This is a genomic window from Geobacillus sp. BMUD, assembly GCF_013096845.1.
Lineage (GTDB): Bacteria > Bacillota > Bacilli > Bacillales > Anoxybacillaceae > Geobacillus > Geobacillus vulcani.
In genome coordinates this window covers 138,892-158,398 of the sequence record NZ_SDLA01000001.1, presented here as the reverse complement: position 1 = coordinate 158,398, position 19,507 = coordinate 138,892, and the positions used below count along the sequence as shown (strand labels likewise).

20 protein-coding genes are annotated in these 19,507 nt (G+C 53.4%); 5 read left to right on the top strand and 15 right to left on the bottom strand.

The window, feature by feature from the left end; genetic code table 11:
• Positions 1-100: 100 nt before the first annotated feature.
• Positions 101-844 carry a sulfite exporter TauE/SafE family protein gene (locus tag ETC05_RS00735; RefSeq protein WP_171660173.1) on the top strand — a complete coding sequence of 248 codons (744 nt, stop codon included), beginning with the start codon at positions 101-103 and terminating at the stop codon, positions 842-844.
• Here ETC05_RS00735 and cbpB read toward each other — a convergent pair.
• From cbpB to fadH, 5 genes are all read right to left on the bottom strand, one after another.
• Positions 801-1,274 (bottom strand): cyclic-di-AMP-binding protein CbpB, encoded by a 474-nt coding sequence (gene cbpB / locus ETC05_RS00730; RefSeq protein WP_031404733.1) that lies wholly within the window; start codon positions 1,272-1,274, stop codon positions 801-803. The two genes, ETC05_RS00735 and cbpB, sit on opposite strands and share 44 nt — an antisense overlap.
• A 102-nt stretch (positions 1,275-1,376) precedes the next feature.
• The gene (gene abbA, locus ETC05_RS00725; protein WP_031404734.1) at positions 1,377-1,574 is read right to left on the bottom strand and encodes an antirepressor AbbA; all 198 of its coding nucleotides are present in this window, start codon (positions 1,572-1,574) and stop codon (positions 1,377-1,379) included.
• Between the two features lie 186 nt (positions 1,575-1,760).
• Positions 1,761-1,994 (bottom strand): hypothetical protein, encoded by a 234-nt coding sequence (locus ETC05_RS00720; RefSeq protein ID WP_031404737.1) that lies wholly within the window; start codon positions 1,992-1,994, stop codon positions 1,761-1,763.
• Between the two features lie 48 nt (positions 1,995-2,042).
• Positions 2,043-3,260, bottom strand: coding sequence for an EAL domain-containing protein (locus ETC05_RS00715; protein WP_171660172.1), 1,218 nt, complete (start codon positions 3,258-3,260; stop codon positions 2,043-2,045).
• A 210-nt stretch (positions 3,261-3,470) separates the two neighbouring features.
• Positions 3,471-4,238 (bottom strand): 2,4-dienoyl-CoA reductase, encoded by a 768-nt coding sequence (gene fadH, locus ETC05_RS00710; RefSeq protein WP_031404742.1) that lies wholly within the window; start codon positions 4,236-4,238, stop codon positions 3,471-3,473.
• Positions 4,239-4,841: 603 nt separating this feature from the next.
• Here fadH and ETC05_RS00705 point away from each other — a divergent pair.
• Positions 4,842-5,711 (top strand): metallophosphoesterase, encoded by an 870-nt coding sequence (locus ETC05_RS00705; protein WP_171660171.1) that lies wholly within the window; start codon positions 4,842-4,844, stop codon positions 5,709-5,711.
• 66 nt (positions 5,712-5,777) lie between these two features.
• Positions 5,778-6,212 carry a YkyB family protein gene (locus ETC05_RS00700; protein WP_031404746.1) on the top strand — a complete coding sequence of 145 codons (435 nt, stop codon included), beginning with the start codon at positions 5,778-5,780 and terminating at the stop codon, positions 6,210-6,212.
• A 154-nt stretch (positions 6,213-6,366) separates the two neighbouring features.
• Here the strand turns inward: ETC05_RS00700 and ETC05_RS00695 are convergent, their stop codons facing one another.
• From ETC05_RS00695 to corA, 5 genes are all read right to left on the bottom strand, one after another.
• The gene (locus ETC05_RS00695; RefSeq protein WP_171660170.1) at positions 6,367-7,776 is read right to left on the bottom strand and encodes a glycosyltransferase family 2 protein; all 1,410 of its coding nucleotides are present in this window, start codon (positions 7,774-7,776) and stop codon (positions 6,367-6,369) included.
• On the bottom strand, positions 7,773-8,798 hold the full coding sequence (locus ETC05_RS00690) for a HEAT repeat domain-containing protein (protein WP_171660169.1): 1,026 nt from the start codon (positions 8,796-8,798) through the stop codon (positions 7,773-7,775). Before ETC05_RS00690 ends, ETC05_RS00695 begins: the two co-directional genes overlap by 4 nt.
• Entirely contained in the window at positions 8,795-10,423 is a 1,629-nt protein-coding gene (locus ETC05_RS00685; RefSeq protein ID WP_171660168.1) for a GGDEF domain-containing response regulator, read from the bottom strand. The genes ETC05_RS00690 and ETC05_RS00685 overlap by 4 nt, the downstream gene beginning before the upstream one ends.
• Before the next feature lie 172 nt (positions 10,424-10,595).
• Positions 10,596-11,246, bottom strand: coding sequence for a glycoside hydrolase domain-containing protein (locus ETC05_RS00680; RefSeq protein WP_031404755.1), 651 nt, complete (start codon positions 11,244-11,246; stop codon positions 10,596-10,598).
• A 76-nt stretch (positions 11,247-11,322) separates the two neighbouring features.
• A complete protein-coding gene (gene corA, locus ETC05_RS00675) occupies positions 11,323-12,315 on the bottom strand; it encodes a magnesium/cobalt transporter CorA (protein WP_031404757.1) in 993 nt (330 codons plus the stop codon).
• Positions 12,316-12,511: 196 nt separating this feature from the next.
• On the opposite strand from corA, the gene ETC05_RS00670 reads away from it, so the two are divergent.
• Together ETC05_RS00670 and ETC05_RS00665 are read left to right on the top strand one after the other, a co-directional pair.
• Entirely contained in the window at positions 12,512-12,739 is a 228-nt protein-coding gene (locus ETC05_RS00670) for an IDEAL domain-containing protein (protein WP_031404758.1), read from the top strand.
• 155 nt (positions 12,740-12,894) lie between these two features.
• On the top strand, positions 12,895-14,052 hold the full coding sequence (locus ETC05_RS00665) for an aminotransferase A (protein ID WP_171660167.1): 1,158 nt from the start codon (positions 12,895-12,897) through the stop codon (positions 14,050-14,052).
• Between the two features lie 231 nt (positions 14,053-14,283).
• Here ETC05_RS00665 and ETC05_RS00660 read toward each other — a convergent pair whose 3' ends face one another.
• The 5 genes from ETC05_RS00660 to ETC05_RS00640 all read right to left on the bottom strand — a co-directional run bounded on the left by ETC05_RS00660 (position 14,284) and on the right by ETC05_RS00640 (position 19,490).
• Positions 14,284-15,258: a quinone oxidoreductase family protein gene (locus tag ETC05_RS00660; protein WP_171660166.1), complete on the bottom strand. Its 975-nt coding sequence runs from the start codon at positions 15,256-15,258 to the stop codon at positions 14,284-14,286.
• Positions 15,255-16,037, bottom strand: a complete 783-nt coding sequence (locus tag ETC05_RS00655) for a 2-phosphosulfolactate phosphatase (RefSeq protein WP_171660165.1) — start codon at positions 16,035-16,037, stop codon at positions 15,255-15,257. The genes ETC05_RS00660 and ETC05_RS00655 overlap by 4 nt, the downstream gene beginning before the upstream one ends.
• 9 nt (positions 16,038-16,046) lie before the next feature.
• Positions 16,047-17,105 (bottom strand): phosphotransferase family protein, encoded by a 1,059-nt coding sequence (locus tag ETC05_RS00650; RefSeq protein ID WP_171660164.1) that lies wholly within the window; start codon positions 17,103-17,105, stop codon positions 16,047-16,049.
• 87 nt (positions 17,106-17,192) lie between these two features.
• Positions 17,193-17,777, bottom strand: coding sequence for a TetR/AcrR family transcriptional regulator (locus ETC05_RS00645; RefSeq protein WP_483299787.1), 585 nt, complete (start codon positions 17,775-17,777; stop codon positions 17,193-17,195).
• Positions 17,778-17,870: 93 nt separating this feature from the next.
• A complete protein-coding gene (locus ETC05_RS00640; protein ID WP_171660163.1) occupies positions 17,871-19,490 on the bottom strand; it encodes a long-chain-fatty-acid--CoA ligase in 1,620 nt (539 codons plus the stop codon).
• Positions 19,491-19,507 lie beyond the last annotated feature (17 nt).

The window sequence follows — 19,507 nt, the reverse complement described above, 5'->3', positions numbered from 1 at the left end:
TAAGCTTTTCTTATCATTTTCGTCCATTTTTTTAATATTTCCTTATTATTATAACATAAATAAAATAGTTGTAGAACGCTTGTCGAAAGGAGATCTCTACATGGACTGGATGCTGTTTGTCCTCGTTGGGTTTGCTGCCTCATTCGTTGGTACATTAGCTGGCGGCGGCGGCCTCATTGGCATGCCCGTTCTGCTTATGCTCGGTGTTCCCATCCATCAAGCCATTTCCTCCGCCAAGTTTTCCAATACCATCAGCTCGTTTTCCAGCTTCTTCGTCTTGTTTCGCCGGCAAACCATTCACGGGAAACAACTGCTTCCGATCATCCCGATCAGCCTCGGCGGGGGAGCCACAGGTGGGGCCATCGCCTCGCTGTTGTCTGAACGAACGATGACCATTATCGCGATCATGTTGCTGTTGTTTGCCCTAGGCTTGCAATTTTTCAAAAAAAAGCCCAAATCATCGGCAACGGCCCCTGCTCTCCCAAAAACCTTCTATCCGGTTTTGTATGGCATTAGCGTCTATGATGGCATGTTTGGCCCCGGCCAAGCCACCATGCTCATGTATGCCTACTTGCGCGCCGGCATGGATTATTTATCGGCCATGGCGCTGACAAGATTCCAAACATTCATTAGCTGTTTTGGCGCACTGGCGTCTTATCTATACAGCGGCCATGTGAACTGGCGCATCGCTCCGTTCTTGGCGATGGGATCGTTGATCGGCGCCCAAGCATCGGTCCGGGTCGCACAAAAACTGAAACAACATCAGCTGCGCTTGATATTGCACACGATTACTTTTCTGCTCATTGTTCAGCTTCTTTTCGGCCTGGCTTCCGGCCGCCATTAGACCTCTGCAGCCGTTTATTCAGTTGTTTCAGTATTTCCCGGCGAGTGAAAATGCCTGCAAAATAGCCATCGTCATTTTCCACACAGACAAACGGATGGTTGACAATCAGCCCGATGGCCTTCGTCAGGCTGTCGTTAAGCCGCAGGCGCGGAATGTTTCGGTTCATCACTTCTTCCACCTTCATCGTCTCGAGCCGTTCAAATTCGATGCGCTCCAATCCTAAAATCGCATCCATCATCATCGTCATGCTGATCAGCCCGTGAAGTTTATAAGATGTGTCCAATACCGGAATCGCCGAATAGCCGGTTTTCGTCAAGACGAGCAGCGCATGGTCCAAATAATTTCCCGGCTGCACATGCGCCACTTTATCCGCCGGAATCAGAAAGGACTTCACAGTCATTTGCATGAAATCATTGTGTTCCCATGTCATGCCGATGTTCCGCCTTTCTTCTGCATCTTCTCCTCTCCACACTGTTATCATACCATAAAAAAGACTATCGCTTCCTGCGATAGCGATAGCGCACAATGACTTTTATCCTTCCTCTGTCAACAGGCGGTCGTATAAACGCAACAGCTGCCGGTGCCGGTGTTCATCGACCGCCTTGTCTCCGTTTTCGATATCCGCCAGCTCGGAGCGGATGAGTTCAAGTGCATATTGCTGGCTGAACAAAACGTCAAGCAATAACGCCGCCTCCTCGTCTGACAGCCTCGGCAGCAACCGCTTGGCCATCCTCATTCCCCCTTTGCCTCTTCCGCTTCCATATATATTCGCTGGCAAAGGAAAAAAGTCGTGGAAAAAACCGTCATTTCGAGACGATCAAAAAACGGTTTTCTTTCCTTAAAGCAGACAGATGCGTAATATTTTGTGCATGGCAGCCATCAAAAAAGGTGCCCCCTCTGTTGGGACACCTTCTGCTCAATAATATCGAAGCGCCAAATAACCGATGGCAAACACAGCGAGCAAGACGGCGAGCACATACGCAAGCAATATTGGGTTGCGCAAATAGGCATGCTCCTCAACCGCTTTCGGGATCGGTCCGTCAAGCTCTCCTTGCCATCGCTGCTGGCGGCCGAGGCGGACCGTATAAACGAATCCGATGACCGCAATCAATACAGAGAGGATCGATAATACGAAAATCAGCTGTGCCATATGTTTCACCTCATGCTTACTTTTCCGCAATGAGGCGATTTTATGCAGTCAATAATGGGCGTCATGTTCGAACAAGTAGCTGTACGACAAGTCGATAAACAAATAATGGCGCTCATCGATCGGATACGAATACGTCCGGATCGTTTCCCCTGTTTCAATATCCGTGTATAAATCGGACAAAATCCCTCTTCGACGCGAGCGCATCCGAATAATGTTTTCCAAAAAATACGGGCGCCAGCTCCAGTTTTTCATATAATATTGCGGCTGAAGCTCCCATCGGGCGCCGCGCTTGAACATATTGCCCGATTGCTGGAAGCCGTCCTCATCACAAACATAAATGCGGAAGCAAACATCGTCGAGCTCGCCGGCCAACAGGGAAATGAGCGCGTTAAAATCGGCGGCTTTTTTGTATTTGCCAAGCAACGCGCTGATCCGCTGCTGAAACTGCTCAGCAATTTGATACAGCGTTTCAAGCTTTTTCTTCTCCTGCTGGATGAAGCGATGGCACTCTTGGCGGAGCAAGTCTTTCAGCAAATCGCGCGGCACGACCTCAGGAGCCGGCTTGGCCAAATAATACCCTTGATAATAGCGGCCGCCATGCCGCCAAGCATACTGAAGTTGAAACGACGTTTCGATGTCCTCATACAACAACGTCGCGCCAATTTTGCGCGCCAACAACGAAATCGAGTGAACGATTTCTTGGTATGCTTGGTGGACAGATGTTTTCCGCAATTCGCGCAAATCGATTTTTAAAATGTCAGGCGACAAGACGCCAATCCGCTCAAGATGAATGCTATGTTCAGCGATGTTGTCGACCGCCACCTTAACGCCGTATGTACGAAGATACGTCAATAAATGGCTGAGCTGATCGACGTCTCCTTTGAAATGCTGCTCATTGATTTCCAAAATAATGCGGCTAAGCGCCAACCCTTTCGCTTCATAGGTGAGAAGCAGCTGCAAAAACGATTCGCCGCGGTCAAGCATCAGCAAGTTGGCGTCGCGGTTTAAAAAAATGAGCAGCGTTTGATCATCAAGCGACAGAAAATAGTCGAGCGCCTTTTTTGTGATCACATCATCCACTTCGATGCGAAATTCTTCTGGAATGGTTTCATCGTGAAAAAACGGCCCAAGACTGACCGGCCCTGTTTCCGTTTGAAACCGACCGAGTACTTCATAGCCAATAACTCCATGCTCGTCAGCGCTGAAGATCGGCTGATAGTGGGGGATCACCTGCGGCAAGTTGGCCATAACGTCTAATGCATCCATCGCGCTCACCTCATTTTGTCAACCCTCTCTGCCTCTATTATAGCATAACTGTCCCAATCCCCCGCGCAAAAAAGCGGATTCCTTGCCATACAAGGAATCCGCTCGCACCCAAGGACCGTTTGCAACCAAACAAGAGCGATTTTTCCCAAACGGCTCCTTTTTACCGCAGAGGCGCAGGTCTTGCCGCAAGGTTCTTCGCAGCAAATGTTGCTAAAACGGACGCCGATTCAGCCATTGACCGCCGTCGACGGTGATGCAGGCACCGTTGATGTAAGCGGCTTCATCCGAAAGCAAAAACGAAGCGACCGCCGCGATCTCTTCCGGCGTTCCGAGCCGTCCAAGCGGCACGCTTTCCAACGTCATCCGCTCCGCTTCTTCCGACTCCCAAAGGCGTTCCGCCCCTCCTGTGCGCTCGATCGGCCCCGGAGCGATGGCATTGACGCGGAATCCGTATTTCTTCCCCCACTCGACCGCGAGCGTGCGCGTCATCGCCAACACTCCGGCTTTGGCGCAGGCGGAATGAATGACCCCGGCGCCGGCATGCCAAGCGTACGTCGCGATAATGTTGATGATGTTGCCTTTCAAACCGCGTTGAATCCAGTAGTTTCCAACTTCCCGACTGCAGTAAAACGTGCCGTTCAACACAATATTGATGACGCTGTTCCAGCCATTGATGGACAACTTTTCCGCCGGGCAGATAAAATTGCCGGCCGCATTGTTGATGAGGGCATCGATGCGGCCGAATTCCGCATCAGTCCGCTCCACCATGTGCGCCACTTGTTCTGGGTTGCGCACATCCATCGGGATCGTAAGCACTTTCCCTCCATCCGGCGCGGCGATTTCCCGCTTGGCCTCTTCAAGCGCCTCGGCCCGCCTTCCCGTAATGACGACGTTTGCCCCCTCAGAAACAAACCGCTTCGCCATATATTTCCCCATTCCGCTCGACCCGCCGGTTACAATAATGACTTTTCCATTCATCTTTTTCTCCCCCTATGAGTGATGATTCATTCATATTTTTATCATACTACATGATTATGGAATATTCGATATTTTTTATAAGTAAAATGTTTGTGGGAGAAAAAAAACAGGTTCCTGATTGGGCATAATAAAGAACCTGGCGGATATGTAAGCAAAATCGATGAAACGATGTCCTCCAACAGGGCAGACATCAGGTCAGCGAAAATGTTCTGTAAGGCACGGAATCACTCCATCTCCATCTCTTTCAATGTCAAGGATTTGGTGATACAATGTTGTTGAAATTCCATGGGCTCTCTCCCTCCTAATTCTTGGTTGTTTTTCGCCAATCACCATCATAGCAGAGAGAGTCCTTTTTGCATATGTTTTGCTTTTCACCCTGCCACGCTTCGCCTGATAGCCCCAACGAGCGTTGTGAACAAACGTCTGCAACTCTCATCGGAGATCATTCTGGAATTTCACCCACAACTATTTTCCCCACACAGAAGTGGGTTTTCTCGCTCGCATTTCTTAGTAAATGGAATATTCGAACATCTTAGTCCTCCTATTGTCCTTCTCCCTCTTTTTTCGTTATAATAGAGCTGCTTGTGAAAGGACGGCGAAACGATGCACCATATTGAAACAACCAAACTAAGCCGGCGCGCTTTTTTGAAAAAGCTGACGCGCACAAGTTTCAGTGCAGCGCTGATGATGGCGGCCACCTATGGCTACGCGCGTTGGATTGAACCGGCTGAGCTGACCGTGACGCACCATGCGCTGTCGCATCCGCTCATCCCAAAGTCGTTTGCCGGCGTCAAGTTGTTGCAGTTTAGCGATCTTCATCTCGGCCATTATTATGGTTTGGAACGCTTTTACCGCATGATCGGCCGCATCAACGAACTCAGGCCCGATCTTGTCGTCTTCACGGGCGACTTGCTTCATGAAGCAAATCGGTATCCGCACGCTGACGCGGTCGCTGAGGCGTTGGCCGGCATCCGCGCCCCGCTCGGGAAATTCAGCATATACGGAAACCATGACCACGGCGGCTACGGAACAGATATTTACCGCCGACTGATGGAACGGGCGGGCTTCCGGCTTTTGGTCAACGAGCACGTCCTTGTGCGCCGCGGGCAGGACGCCATCGCCATCGCCGGCAGTGATGATCTAATGCTCGGCCGGCCGAATTGGGCCAAAATGATCGCCGGCGTCCCCCGAGCTACGTACACGATCGCTCTCGTTCATGAACCGGACAGCGCTCTTGAGACGAGCCGCTATCCGATTCACGTCCAACTGTCCGGCCATAGCCACGGCGGGCAAATTCAGCTGCCGTTGATCGGACCACTCATCACGCCACCGCTGTCCGAGCGGTATTATGAAGGGTTTTATCACATCGGCGGGCTCTTGTTGTACGTCAACCGCGGTCTGGGTACGACACGGGTGCCGCTCCGCTTCTTCGCCCCGCCGGAGTTGACCGTTTTTTCGCTTGCTCCCGGCTAGAAGTAGGACAAACCGCCAACAACGCGCTTCCTATGTTATAATAGAAAGAAAAAAGGAGACATGCCGATGAAACCGTTGCAATTGACGGTCGACAATATTGCCAAAGCGATTTTTACCGTCAACCGCCATGCCAAAACCGCTTTGAATCCTTCATTTCTTTATCTTCTAAAGAAAAAGGCGATTGAAAAGCTGCTTGAGGAGGGCAAGGCGAAAAAAGTCGGCCTCCATTTTTCCCGCAATCCGAAATACAGCCAACAGCAATCCGACGTGCTCGTTGCCGTCGGCGACTACTACTTCCACATCCCACCGACAAAACAAGATTTCGCCGTCCTTCCGCACCTTGGCGCTCTCAACGATTCGTACCGCAACCCTCCGACTCGGATGCCGCTGTCAGAGGCCAAAGCCATTCTCATCGCCTACACCGGACTAAAAGAAAAGCCCGAACAAAAGCCGAAACGGCTGACAAGACCCGTATTTAAACGGCTCGGCGACCGCTATTAAGCGGACCGCCGAGCCGTGGCCTGGCTTTTCGCTTTGAATTCATCATGTTTTCGTAAATATTCCTCTTTTTGTTCGATCACGACCGCTTGGGAAGACATGCACTGGTTCGTCAAGCCGAGGCGCAGCCTTTTCGCTCTATTCTCTACCTAATTGTTTACGCCGATACTCCTTTTCGTTTGATGCTCCCCCATTGCTTTTTCCGGCGAACAGCGTCGATCACCCCTTCACACCGCCACCAGGCTGTAAGCGGTCGGTACCAAAGCGTCTCCGTCAATGAGAAGAAGAAAAGCCACACTAAATCAGAGACGTTCGGGAACTTCCGCTCAGTCCATTCTTCAAGCAAGACGGCAGCCGCTGACAACAGCGAACCGTACAAAACCGAAACCGTCAGCAAAAGAAGCGCGAATTCGACGTACAAGTTTCCGAGAAACAAGGAGCAAACAACGACCATATAGCCGATCAACTCCACGACCGGGCCGAGAAGTTCAATGAACCAAAAATACGGCAGCGAAAGAAGGCCGATGGAGCCGTACTTCGGATTGAACAGCAACGACCGATGGCGCCATAAACTCTCAAGCAGCCCGCGATGCCAGCGCCGCCGCTGCCGACGCAAATCCCCATACGTTTCCGGCGCTTCCGTCCAGCAAACCGGGTCGGGGATGTAGATGATTTTTTTCGTCTCGTTTTTTTCCCGCGCCAGTCGATGCAGACGCACAACGAGTTCCATATCCTCGCCAGCGGTATCGGCATATCCCCCCGCTTCCATCACCCACGGTTTGGAAAAGACGCCGAATGCCCCGGAGACAATCAGCAGCAAGTTGTGTCGGCTTAAGCCGAGACGGCCGAGCAAAAACGCGCGCAAATATTCAATCGTTTGCATAATGACGAGCGGACGCCGCGACAAACCGACCTTGACGATTTCACCGCGTTCAATCCGACAGCCGTTGGCGACCCGGACCGTCCCTCCAGAAGCAATGACCTCTCCGTCGGATTCAAGCATCGGTTTCATCACCTTCAAAAACGCGCGCCGCTCAAGGACAGAATCACCGTCGATGGAGCAAATGTATGGGTAGCGGGCAGCGTTGATTCCGGCGTTCAACGCATCGGCTTTCCCGCCGTTTTCTTTATCCAACACAAACAAATGCGGGTAATCGGGTGACTGGTAAACCGCCTTGATTTCCTTTGCCGCCAGCTGGCGGCGAATGACGCGATAGATTGGCTGCAGATGGAAGTGCTCGATCAACCGCTCAAGCGTTCTGTCGGTTGAGCCGTCGTTAATGACGATCACTTCATACTCCGGGTATTCAATGGCGAGCAGCGACCGCACCGAGCCGACGATGCCCGCTTCCTCATTATAAGCGGGGACGAGGATGGACACCGGCTTTGCATAGCTCGCATCGAGCAATTCTTCATACGGCTCCCAATCGTCGAGGCGATGGACGCGGCGCAAGTGAATGAAGGCGGCAACAAGCAAAAACGTATAAAAAAGGAGAACGATGGTCATATAAACGAGCACAACATGCCCGACCGTCAAGAGGAACTCCCGCCATGCTTCCACCATCATCCCTCCCCTTGAAGCCATTGCTTCGCCATGTCGCGGGCGTAACGATCGGCCGCTGTGCGCGCCGCTGTACGCAACACGGCCCGACCGCCTGGCAGACGGGCGATGGCCGCCGCTGCTTCGGAACGAACGACAAATGAGCGATCACCTAGCCGCTCATAAAGCAAGGGGAGAAGCCGCTCTTCACGGCATTTTCCCGCAAGACGAGCGGCCATCAGCCGCTCTTGCCAATGGGGCGAGCACAAGTGACGCTCGAGCCTCGCCGCTTCAAGCGGCATGCCGATTTCCGCCATCGCCTTAAGCGCGCGAACACGAAGCTCCAACTCATCTGATGTCAACAGCTCCAGCAAAAACGATCGCTCCCCTCGTCGGCGGATGCCAATCATATCGATGAACGCGCATTTCCCCGCCCGCGGCAGCTCATCAAATCGTTGTTCCACCTGTCGAAGCAGCCGCTCGCTCATATGGCCAAAAATGACCCGGTACGTAAATTCCGTCAATTCGTATTTTGGCTCGAGCACGTAAGCCACAACCGGGCTATAGTCAAATTGGGCGAAAATAGCCAACAGCTTTGCTTCTTCTCCTCTCGTCACCCGGTCGGAGCGGTACAGCCGCTCCATCTCCGGCAGCATCGCCTTCACCTGCAAATCCTCGATCAAAAACAGCGCGTTCATCCGCTCGCTCCAATGGCGGCTTGACAGCCTTCGGCGCAGCCATCCTTGAAAATGCATCTCCGCCAAAGTTCGAATTCGCTCCTGCACTTGCTCTCCTTTCAAGAGTGAAGCAAAATGGTCAAGGAGATCCATCATCGCTTCACGCTCAAGCGGTGAAGACGGCAAAGGCAGCTGCTCCTCTTCACCGAGCAAATAACGAAGCAGCGGAAGGTGGTATCGTTCCTTCAGAGCGCACAGCTGAGCCTGGCGGCGGTTTTCCCGCCACTTTTGCACAACCAAATAGAGAAACAAGCTTACCAACAGCGCAAGGAAAACGGCCGTTGCGGCCAAGGCGGCCAACAGCGCCATCATGCATCCAGCTCCTTTAACAGCCGACGTAGCCTCGCTTCAAGTTCAAGCCATTTAAACGGCTTCGTCACATATTCATCCGCTCCTTGTTCAAGCGCATGCGCGATATCTCGCTCATCTTGGCGCGATGTCAACATCATCACCTTGCAAGGCTTTCGCTCTCGACGGAGGCGGTGAAGAACCTCCAGTCCATCCATTCTCGGCATCACCCGGTCCAAAATGACAACAGAGCGCCGCCCGCTTTCATAAAGCGGCGATTCCAAAAAGGAAAGTCCGTCGTCGAACTCGTAAATCTCTACTTCCCTCTCCTGCTCAGCAGCAAGCTTGCGGACAAGATCGGCGATCATCACCCGCACGAGTTCATCATCATCCACGATGGCCACTGACCATCGCTGTTGATCCGTTTGCGTCGGACGGACGTCCTCATCCAAACATTCCCCCTCCTCGCATGCCGCCTCTTCGATTCGATTGCCGCCGCCTCGTTTCGCCGCATACAGCGCCCTGTCGGCCACACGCAGCCAATAGTCAAGCGGCTGATCCGGATCACGAAATTCAACCAAGCCGGCAGAAAACGTACAAGATAGGCGCTCGCCGTCGGCATCGATCGTTTCGGCGGCGAACTGGCGCCGCAGCCGCTCCAGCACCGCACGCGCCTCGCTTCTTGACGTTCTGGCCAGCCAAACAATAAACTCTTCGCCTCCAAAGCGAATGACCGTATCCCCTCCACGCGTATGTTGGCGCAAAAAAGCAGCCAGCTTCCGCAACACGGCATCGCCTGCCAAGTGGCCGAAGCGGTCGTTGATTTGCTTGAAATGATCCAAATCGAGCAGCGCCAAACAGCTGGGGGTGCCAGAGCGTTCAAGTTCGCTGCGCAGGCGCACGTATACTTGCGGCAAATACTTCCGATTGTATACGCCCGTCAATTCATCAATGAGCACCAGGTCATCGATTTTTCGTTTTTTTTCCACGAGCCGGCGAACGCGAACGAACAGTTCATCTGCCGCTGGGCAGGCGATGACATCATCTGCGCCAAGCTCATACCCTTTCAATCGCCCCTCTTTTCTCTCGTCTTTGCTCACAATGACAACCGGAAGATAGGGGCGCTGTCCGGCGCGCTCAAGCAAAACCATCAAGTCCGGATTCTCCCACTCTTCCTCCTTCACACTGACGATCATGCAATCCGGGCTGATGCGAAACATTGACGACGCCGCCTGCTCGAAGGAGGGAATCGTCATGAAACGCCATGGCAAGGGTTGCAGCGCGCCGCAGACGTAAGCAAAAAACAGGGGGTCATTTCCACAGAGGAGAATCGTCGCTCTCGGCCCTTGACGGTGCGAAAAGGGAATGGTGGAAGAAGCCGCTTTCCCGGCTTCATAGAAGCAGCGAAGGAGAGGAACCATTTCCATCAGCACTTCCTCCGCTGTCCATTGCCGTTCCGTTTGGCCGTTCAACCGATGAATAAGCCGCTCCACTTCAGCAGTGATATCGCTGCGGCCAATCACCGCTGCCGTCCGGCCAACCGCACTGAAAAATTGGGCCAACTCCGCACCGGCAAGCGGCGGCCCCGCTCTCCATCGTTCGTATTGTTCATAGATGCGATCCAACAGCGAGGCGACAGATCGATCCATATTCCCTCTCCTTTCGATTATCGTTTCGTTTTTCCCAACCCACTCACATCCTCCTTTTTTCCTATTACTAATATAATCGATCCAAGCAAAAAACATTAAAAGAAAAAACTCGCAACACCCCACAATTTCCTAGCCGCATAAAAAAAGCCGCTGCTTTTTGCAACGGCGTTGTTCAATACAAAAAATCAAGCAAGCGGCGATCAGCCAAATTCGTGTCAACCGGGCAGACTTCTGCGTCACGCCCGTACTGCCACACCCAGACGTTCGCGTTGCAAGGCGGGGCGGCAGGCTGGTAGCGCGGCGCTTTCTGCTCCTTCGTCGTTCCCGGCCTTGGGGCCGCGCTCCAAATCACGGCCTGCACCGCCACTTGGTTGTTTCGGCTGACCGCCTCACAATAGGCGGCAGCGAACCCCCCTTTCGTTGGGTCCGCATACAGCCCCGGCCGGTACCCGGTCGGATAGAGCGTCTCCACCCAAGCAGCGATCCAAGCGGCATCCACGGCGAAAAAGTCTTCAATGTTGGCAAACAGCAGCTTATTTTTCGGAATGCCGAGCCGCCGCGCATGAAACACCGCATTGCGTGCCGCCACCTGTCCGTTCGCATAGCCGACCGCTTCACGGAAGGCGTTATAAATCGGCAACACTTTCACCCCGTAGTTGCGGATGCGGGCGATCTCATCGCGCGTCAATCCTTCGGACACGTTCGGCACTTCCGACAAATAGCGGCCCCAAAATTTTGGATAGCCAAGCTCCGTCCGCACGCATTGAAACAGCTGATCCGTTACGACTTGCGCCGAATCGACGCCCCAAATGCCTCTTGCCATCGTTTCCCCTCCTTCGCGTTCACGTTGCCGTTATGCTGTAATTATGTATATGAGGGGAACAGCCTGTTTTATACGGCTACTGGCGGCGCTCCCGCTCCTCCTTCGCCCAGTCGCCTTTCAACAACTGAAACCAGCCGTTGCGCTTAAACCAAACGAACATCGTCATGCCGATCACCGCCATGGCCGCCAATACGACAAAGTAGCCATATTTCCAATGCAGTTCAGGCATATAATCAAAGTTCATCCCATAAATGCCGGCAATAAAGGAGAGCGGCATGAAAATCGTCGTAATGGCGGTAAACGTCATCATAATGTTGTTCATTCGATTCGAGTTGAGCGATAAATAGCTGTCACGGATATCCGCGGTAATTTCCCGATTCGTCTCAATCATTTCCGACAGCTTCAACAAATGATCGTAAATATCATGGAAATACAACTGCCGCTCTTTCATGCGCTGCAGCCGGTCGGAGTGGATGATGCGGTACAATAAGTCGCGCATCGGCACAATCGTCCGGCGCAATTTCGATAAATCGCCGCGAATGTCAAACACTTTTTCAATGATGTCATGAATCGGTTCGTTGTTCGTATTCTCCTCTAAATCGTTCAGCACGTCTTCAATATGGTAAAGCGGTGGGAAATAATCATCCACAAGCTTGTCGATCAACCGGTACATGACGTGAAACGGCCCCTGCTGAACATCTTCCTCATGTTTGAGCCGCTCCCACACCTCATCGACCGCGTGAATGGCCGACTTATGAAACGAAACGATGAAGTTTTGCCCGACAAACAAATCGACTTCCTCAGCCTCCAGCGTCATCCCGGCAATCGCATGAAGAACGACAAACAAGTAGCGGTCGTAAAAATCAAGCTTCGGCCGTTGTACATATTCAAGACAGTCTTCAATCGCCAGTGGGTGAAAACGGAAAAAGGAGGCGAGCAACGCCGATTCCTCATCCGTCGGCTCATGAAAGTCAACCCAATACCATGAGATGTCCGGGCTGTTGACCATCGTTAAGTCAACATCATACAAAATCTCAAATTCTTTTGTCACAACACATGTGCGAATCATCGCCATCACCCTGCCATTTTTTCTCCTCTTATCATAACCGAAAACCTGTTAACCCCCAACAAAAAACGGGTATAAAAATCATGTAGAGAAAAAATTGACAAAAAATATTTATCTAAATTTTCTTTACATTGGCATCAAAAACGACGATAATATAAGAAAGGGAACTGTTTCGTTCCCATATGGGAGGGACTGAATCATGTACGAAAAACAATACCCGAATGAAGGCGCTGTTTTGTTCAACCAGCCGGAAGAAAAAAGCAGCTACGGACCGATGGCCGAACAAGTGCTGAAAGAAGCGATCTTCCAGTTTCAAAGAAAAAAACTGATGGAACAGATCGATGAAGCGCTCGCCTCGGGCAACAAGCCGTTGTTTTTCACGCTTTCCGCCCAATATAACGACCTGTTGAAAAAATACGGCGCGTAAAAGGAGCGAACGAAGTTGGAAAGTGAATCGTCAATGACCAAGTGAGCCCCATTTCCGTTTGAGGGAATCATGTAGACGGAAAGGGGCTCATTTTTGTTTTTTCGTTTTCCCCGCCAATGGTACAATAGAAACAAAAAAAGAAAGGTGGACCACTGGTGAAACACCTCATTCAACCACGTGTTCAAGCCATTCAGCTATCAGGCATCCGCCAATTTTTCAATCTTGTCGCCGACCGGCCGGGACTTGTTTCCTTGACGATCGGTCAGCCTGACTTCCCAACGCCCGATCATGTCAAAGCAGCCGCTCAGGAAGCGATTGCCGCCGATTTCACGACGTATACAGCGAACGCCGGGCTGCTTGAACTGCGCCAAGCAGCTTGCCAATTCGTCGCTGACAAGTACGGCCTCTGCTACACGCCGGACGAAGTCATCGCCACCGTCGGCGCCAGCCAGGCGCTTGATATCGTGTTTCGCACGATTTTAGAGGAAGGAACGGAAGTGCTCCTTCCCGCGCCCGTCTATCCCGGCTATGAACCGCTCATCCGCTTGTGCGGGGCAAAACCGGTGTACATCGACACAAGGCCAAACGGTTTCCGTCTGTCGGCTGAGCTCATTGCGCCTTATTTGACGGAAAAGACGCGCTGTGTGATTCTTCCTTATCCATCCAACCCAACTGGGACGGCGCTGTCGTCTGAAGAGCTGGCCCGTATCGCTTCGCTCTTGAAAGGGCGGCCGATTTGGATCGTTTCCGATGAAATTTATAGCGAACTCGTTTATCGCGGACGTCATCGCTCGATCGCCGAATGGCTGCCGGAGCAGACGATCGTCATCAACGGCTTAAGCAAGTCGCACTCCATGACCGGTTGGCGCATCGGGTTTGTCTTCGCTCCGGCGTTCGCCATTGAACAAATGGTAAAAGTGCACCAGTACAGCGTCTCGTGCACATCATCGATCAGCCAAAAAGCAGCGGTCGAGGCGTTGACCGCCGGCAAAAACGATGCCGAGGTAATGCGCGCCGCCTATGCTGAGCGGCTTGAGTATGCCTACGGTCGTCTCACCGCCATGGGGCTGCCGGTTGAGAAGCCGGATGGGGCGTTTTATTTGTTTCCGTCGATTGCCGCCTTTGGCATGTCTTCGTTCGATTTTGCCCTCGATGTCGTCGAAAACGCCGGCGTCGCCCTTGTTCCCGGCAGCGCCTTTTCCGAATACGGTGAAGGCCACGTCCGACTGTCGTACGCTTATTCGCTCGATGTGCTCAAAGAAGGGCTCGACCGGCTCGAGCGATATATCCAAGTGAAGCGCCGCAAATCGTAACGGTTTTCAAAAATGTACCAGTGTAGGCCGCCATGCCCCATGAGAAAAAGCTGCTTTTCTTTCGACTTTTGTTCACTATTGGCTTTAGGAGAATAGACAAAAAAAGGGCTGACCCAAAAGGTCGTCTTCCTTTCAGACATACACAACATATAGTATGAAACAAGAAGTTGATGCGTATATATAGTAATGAAAGAGGGTGTCCCGATCCTTTTGGGACACCCTCTTCGTTCCTTATGGCACAAGCAGCAGCTTGCCGTGCGTTTTCCTCCCTTGCAACAGTCGATGCACTTCAGAAGCCTGCTCAAGCGGGTAGATGCCTCCGATCGTCAGCTTCAAGCTTCCGTCCTGCACCCAGGCAAGCAGGTCGCGCAAACTTTGGGTATACAACTCCCACTTCCGCATGATTTGCGGCAAGAAAAAGCCGATCACCGACCAGTTTTTCGCCATCAACCGGACCGGATTGAGACGCGTCATCTCTCCGCTCGCCGCCCCGTATACGACGAGGCGGCCGAACGGAGCGAGGCAATCGAGCGTCTGATGAAAGACATCGCCGCCCGCCATTTCCAAAGCGACATCGACGCCGCGTCCACCGGTCGCCTCCATCACGTCCGCAGCCCAGCTGTTTTTTGTATAATCAATGGTGACATCAGCGCCAAGCTGTTGGGCGAGCGCCCGTTTTTCCTCCGTACTTGCCGTGGCGATGACCGTTTTGGCGCCGAACCGTTTCGCCAGTTGGACGGCAATCGTCCCAACGCCGCCGGCGGCGGCGTGAACGAGTACGGTTTCTCCTTCCTCTAAGCGGCCCATCGTTTTGAGAATATGGTAGGCGCTCAGTCCTTGCACCGGCAAAGCTGCCGCCTGCCGAGCATCCATGCCATCCGGAAGCAGCACGACCGCCCGCTCGTCGACAGCGACAAACTCGGCGTAGCCGCCGGACTCAATCAAGGCGACGACGCGCTGCCCTGGACGGACCGTTTGCACCTCCGGACCAACTTCACGGACAACGCCGGCCACCTCCGTCCCAGGTATGAATGGAAGCGGCGTCGGCACCACGTAGCGCCCTTCCCGCCGGGCTGTATCCGCATAGTTGACACCGATCGCTTCGGCTTCGATCAATACTTGCCGCCCCGTGGGCTTCGGACGTTCTCCTTCGCAAACACGCAAGACATCCGGTCCTCCGTATTCAACGAATTGGACAAATTTCATGGCGATATCCCCTCCTTCGTTACTTCCGTTGACGCTATATCGCGCAGTTCCAGGCCGAACAGCCCCCGTTCAAGTTTTGGAACGGAAGAAAGCGCTCCGTGCCGGTTAATGTAATCCATTTCTGACTCCAAACCGTACGCCGCCATCCAACGGCCGACGCGCGAGGCGAACAATACTTCTTTCGCCTTTTTTTCCCCCGAATATTGCCGGTAAAAGAGCCATGCGGCCATCGCGCTGTCGGACAGCTTGGCCGCATCGATCCCTTGCTCGATGAGGCAATGCACAAAGTAGCCGGCGCCATAAAAATCTTCGAGGCAAAAACGACCCGACGAGCCGGAGCAGATCGCGATAATCGTTTCCTCTCGATGCCATCGACAAATATGCTCGCTGACCGCCGGGCTGTTCAGCAAGCTCGCCGTGTATACCGCGCTCGCCGACTGGGCTTTGCGAACCGCCACCGTGCCATTGGTCGTCGACAACACGACCGTTTTCCCCGGGCAGACGGTTTGCAAAAACAGCGGCGCCGGGGGATGGAAGCCATCGATCGTCCGTCCCTCCCGTTCACCGACGAGCTCATAACTTTTCTCGGGCAAGTGAATCGCGACCGCCTTCGCCTCCTCGGCGTCGCGCACCGGGATCACCGAACGAGCGCCGGCCGAAAGCGCTGCGGCAATCGATGAGGTGGCAAGCAAAATGTCGAACACAACAGCAACCTTCCCATCAGCGAGCGCCGTCTCATCAATGTCTTCTTTGCGCAGCACGACATGCACGTTTGTCATCACGCTGCCTCACCGTCCTGTCGCCAGCTGCCATGCATGCTCAATGAGCGCTTCAACAAACTGGCCAAAATGGCGAAACCGCTCATCATTCGTCTGTCCGCGGCGGTAGCGGTAATAAATTTGCTGGCAAATGACCGCTAATTTAAAGTAGGCAAACGTTAAATACACGTGCATATCGGATACATCACGGCCGCTTTTTTTGGCATATGCCTCAATAAACTGCTCGCGCGTATAAAAACCGGGGCGGACGGTGACCGGCGCGCGGCCAAATCCATTTTTCACAAGCGGCGGATCATCTTCTTCAATCCAATAACTCATCGCCACCGCCAAATCGGCAAGCGGATCGCCGACGGTCGACATTTCCCAGTCAAACAAACCGACCATTTTCGTTACGTCATCTTTGGCAAACAAAGCGTTGTTCAGCTTAAAGTCATAATGAATCACCGTTGCTTCGCGCTGCGGGGGGATGTGGGAAGCGAGCCACTTCATCAGCGCCTCCGCTTCCGGGATGTCATCCGTCTTCGCCCGCTCATAGCGCTGGATCCATCCATGCACTTGCCGTTCCATAAACCCATCCGGCTTCACCATCTGCACAAGGCGCGTTTGGGTATAGTCGATTTGGTGGATGTGGACAAGCGTCTCGACCATCATCTCGGAAATGCCGCGGCAAACTTCCTCCGTCGGAGTGATGCCGTCGGGAAAATCGCTGTCAATGACGACGCCATGCCGCCGCTCCATCACGAAAAACGGGCTACCGATCACCGATTCGTCCTCGCAAAAATACAACGGTTTCGGGGCGAGTGGAAACAGCGGATAGATCTCCGAAAGCCACGTGCTCTCCCGCTTCATATCATGCGCTTTCGGCGGCACCGGGCCAAACGGCGGCCGGCGCAGCACCGCTTCCCACTCCCCGCAGCGCAACAAATACGTCAAATTCGACCGCCCAGCAGAAAATTGCTGAATCTCCAACTCCCCATCCGGCATGTCCGGGAGCACTGAGCGCAAAAACGCGGCCAATTTTCCAGCCGGCAGTTCTTCCCCTTTGCGCACCGGAATAATCGCTGTCATCTCTCCCTTTCCCCCTTCGTCAACCAATCTCATCGCCCTATGCTGCCTTGCCATAGCATCCATCGGCTAGGATGGATGGACTCTTGTTCACTCGACCGGCGAGACTGAAGACGCGCTCATGCCATCCAGCAAAATCACGACCATCTGTTTTGCTACCTCGGCATCGGTCAGCTCGCCATCCGGACGAAACCACTGGTAGCTCCAATTGGCCGCGCCAAGCACCGTCAGCGTCGCGATCGATGGCGACAAATCGCAGCGCAGTTCGCCGTTTTTCATTCCTTCCTCAATCAACGACTGCAGCCGATAGCGGAACAGGTCGCGCTTTTCTTTTACTTTTTGTAAATGCTCTTCATTCAAATGCTTCATTTCACGAAAAAAAATGCGCGCTTCCCGCCCCTGCCGTTCGACATTATGGATGAGCATGAAGACAATGTCATACAGTCTTTCCCGCACCGAGCACCCCTTATCATTGATAATGCGCTCCTCTTCATCAAGCAGCCCTTCAATGTAGCGAAGGTGAATATCCATCAACAGTTCCTCTTTGCTTGTAAAGTAGTAATAAAACGTTCCTTTCGTCACTCCAAGGGCATCGACAATGTCTTGGATCGATGTTTCGCTGAAGCCGTTTTGTTCAAACAGCTCAATGCTGGCAGCCATAATTTTCTCCTTCACGTTTTCACACCTCTTGCCCAAAATATAGTCGCTGCCAGCTATTGTACCATAAAACGGCCAAGCCCGCTTTGGGACTTGGCCGAAAGCCCTCTGTTATTGCGGGCGGGACGCCTCTTCGCGCAAGGCGCGGCGCAAAATTTTCCCAACGTTCGTTTTCGGCAGCTCCGCGCGAAACTCGACGATGCGCGGCACTTTGTACGCTGCTAAGTTTTTCCGGCAATGGGCGATGATCTCTTCCTCGCTTGCCTGCATCCCCTCTTTTACGACGATGATCGCCTTCACCGTTTCGCCGCGGTACGGATCAGGCACCCCAACCGCCGCCGCTTCTTTCACCGCTGGGTGTTCATACAGCACTTCCTCGATTTCGCGCGGATAAATGTTGTACCCTCCCGCGATGATCAAATCTTTTTTCCGGTCAACGATCGTCACATACCCTTCCTCATCGATCGAAGCCAAATCCCCGGTGTACAGCCAACCGTCACGCAGCGTCACCGCGGTTTCCTCCGGCATGTTCCAATAGCCTTTCATCACTTGCGGCCCGCGGATAATGAGCTCGCCGACTTCGCCCGGCGGCAGTTCGCGCGTGCCGGTCGCCACATCGACGACTTTGTACTCAGTGAGCGGCATGCCGATGCCGACCGTCCCCGGCTTGCGCACCGCAAACGGCGGGTTGCAGTGCGTCACCGGCGAGGCTTCAGACAACCCGTATCCTTCAAGCACAACCGCGCCCGTTTTGGCCTCAAAATCGCGCATGAGCTCAAGCGGCATCGGCGCGCTGCCGCTGTTGCACGTCTTGATGCTGCTGATGCCGTACTGCTCAACCCCGGGGGTGTTCGTGATGGCGACGTACATCGTCGGCACGCCGGGAAACACAGTCGGCTGCTTGTCGCGGATCGTCTCGAGCACTTCTTTCAGCTCGAAGCGCGGCAGCAAAATGTTTTCCGCCCCTTGGTAAATCGCCAAGTTCATGCCGGACGTCATCGCGAATACGTGGAACAACGGAATGACGGTTAAATAACGCTCTTTTCCAAACTCAAATGTCCCTTTGAAAAATTCGGCGCACTGCAAGACGTTGGCGAAAATGTTGCGGTGGGTGAGCATCGCCCCTTTCGAGCGCCCTGTCGTTCCGCCTGTGTATTGCAGCACAGCGATATCATGCACCGGCTCGATCGGCACCGGGCGCACTTGTCCATCCCCTTGGGCCAAAAACTGTTCAAACGTCACATCGCCTTCAGCAAGCGGGACAGAAGCCGGCGCCCCGAACTGGACAGTGACCGCCCGCTTGACCGCCGTCGCTTCTCTCACGGCAGCCAGACACGGATAAAGCGGCTCGTAAATGACGATCATCTCCGCCCCCGAATCATTAAGCAAGTAGGAAAGCTCGCGCTCAACGAGCATCGGATTCACTTGGGTGACGATGGCGCCCGCCTGCAAAATGCCGTAGTAGGCGATGACGTACTGCGGGCAGTTTGGCAGCATGATCGCGACCCGATCCCCTTTTTGCACCCCGAGCGCTTGCAGGCTGGAAGCGAAACGGTTGACCGCCGCGGCGAGCTCAGCGTAAGTGATCGTTTGGCTGTAAAACGTCAGCGCCGGCTGAGCGCCAAATTCCGCCGCCCGTTCATGCAGCACCTCGCACACCGTTTTGTTCGGAATCTCGATATGAAACGACACATGTTCCGGATAAAGAGACAACGCCCGTTTTTCGCTCATTTTTTTCCCCCTTCCAT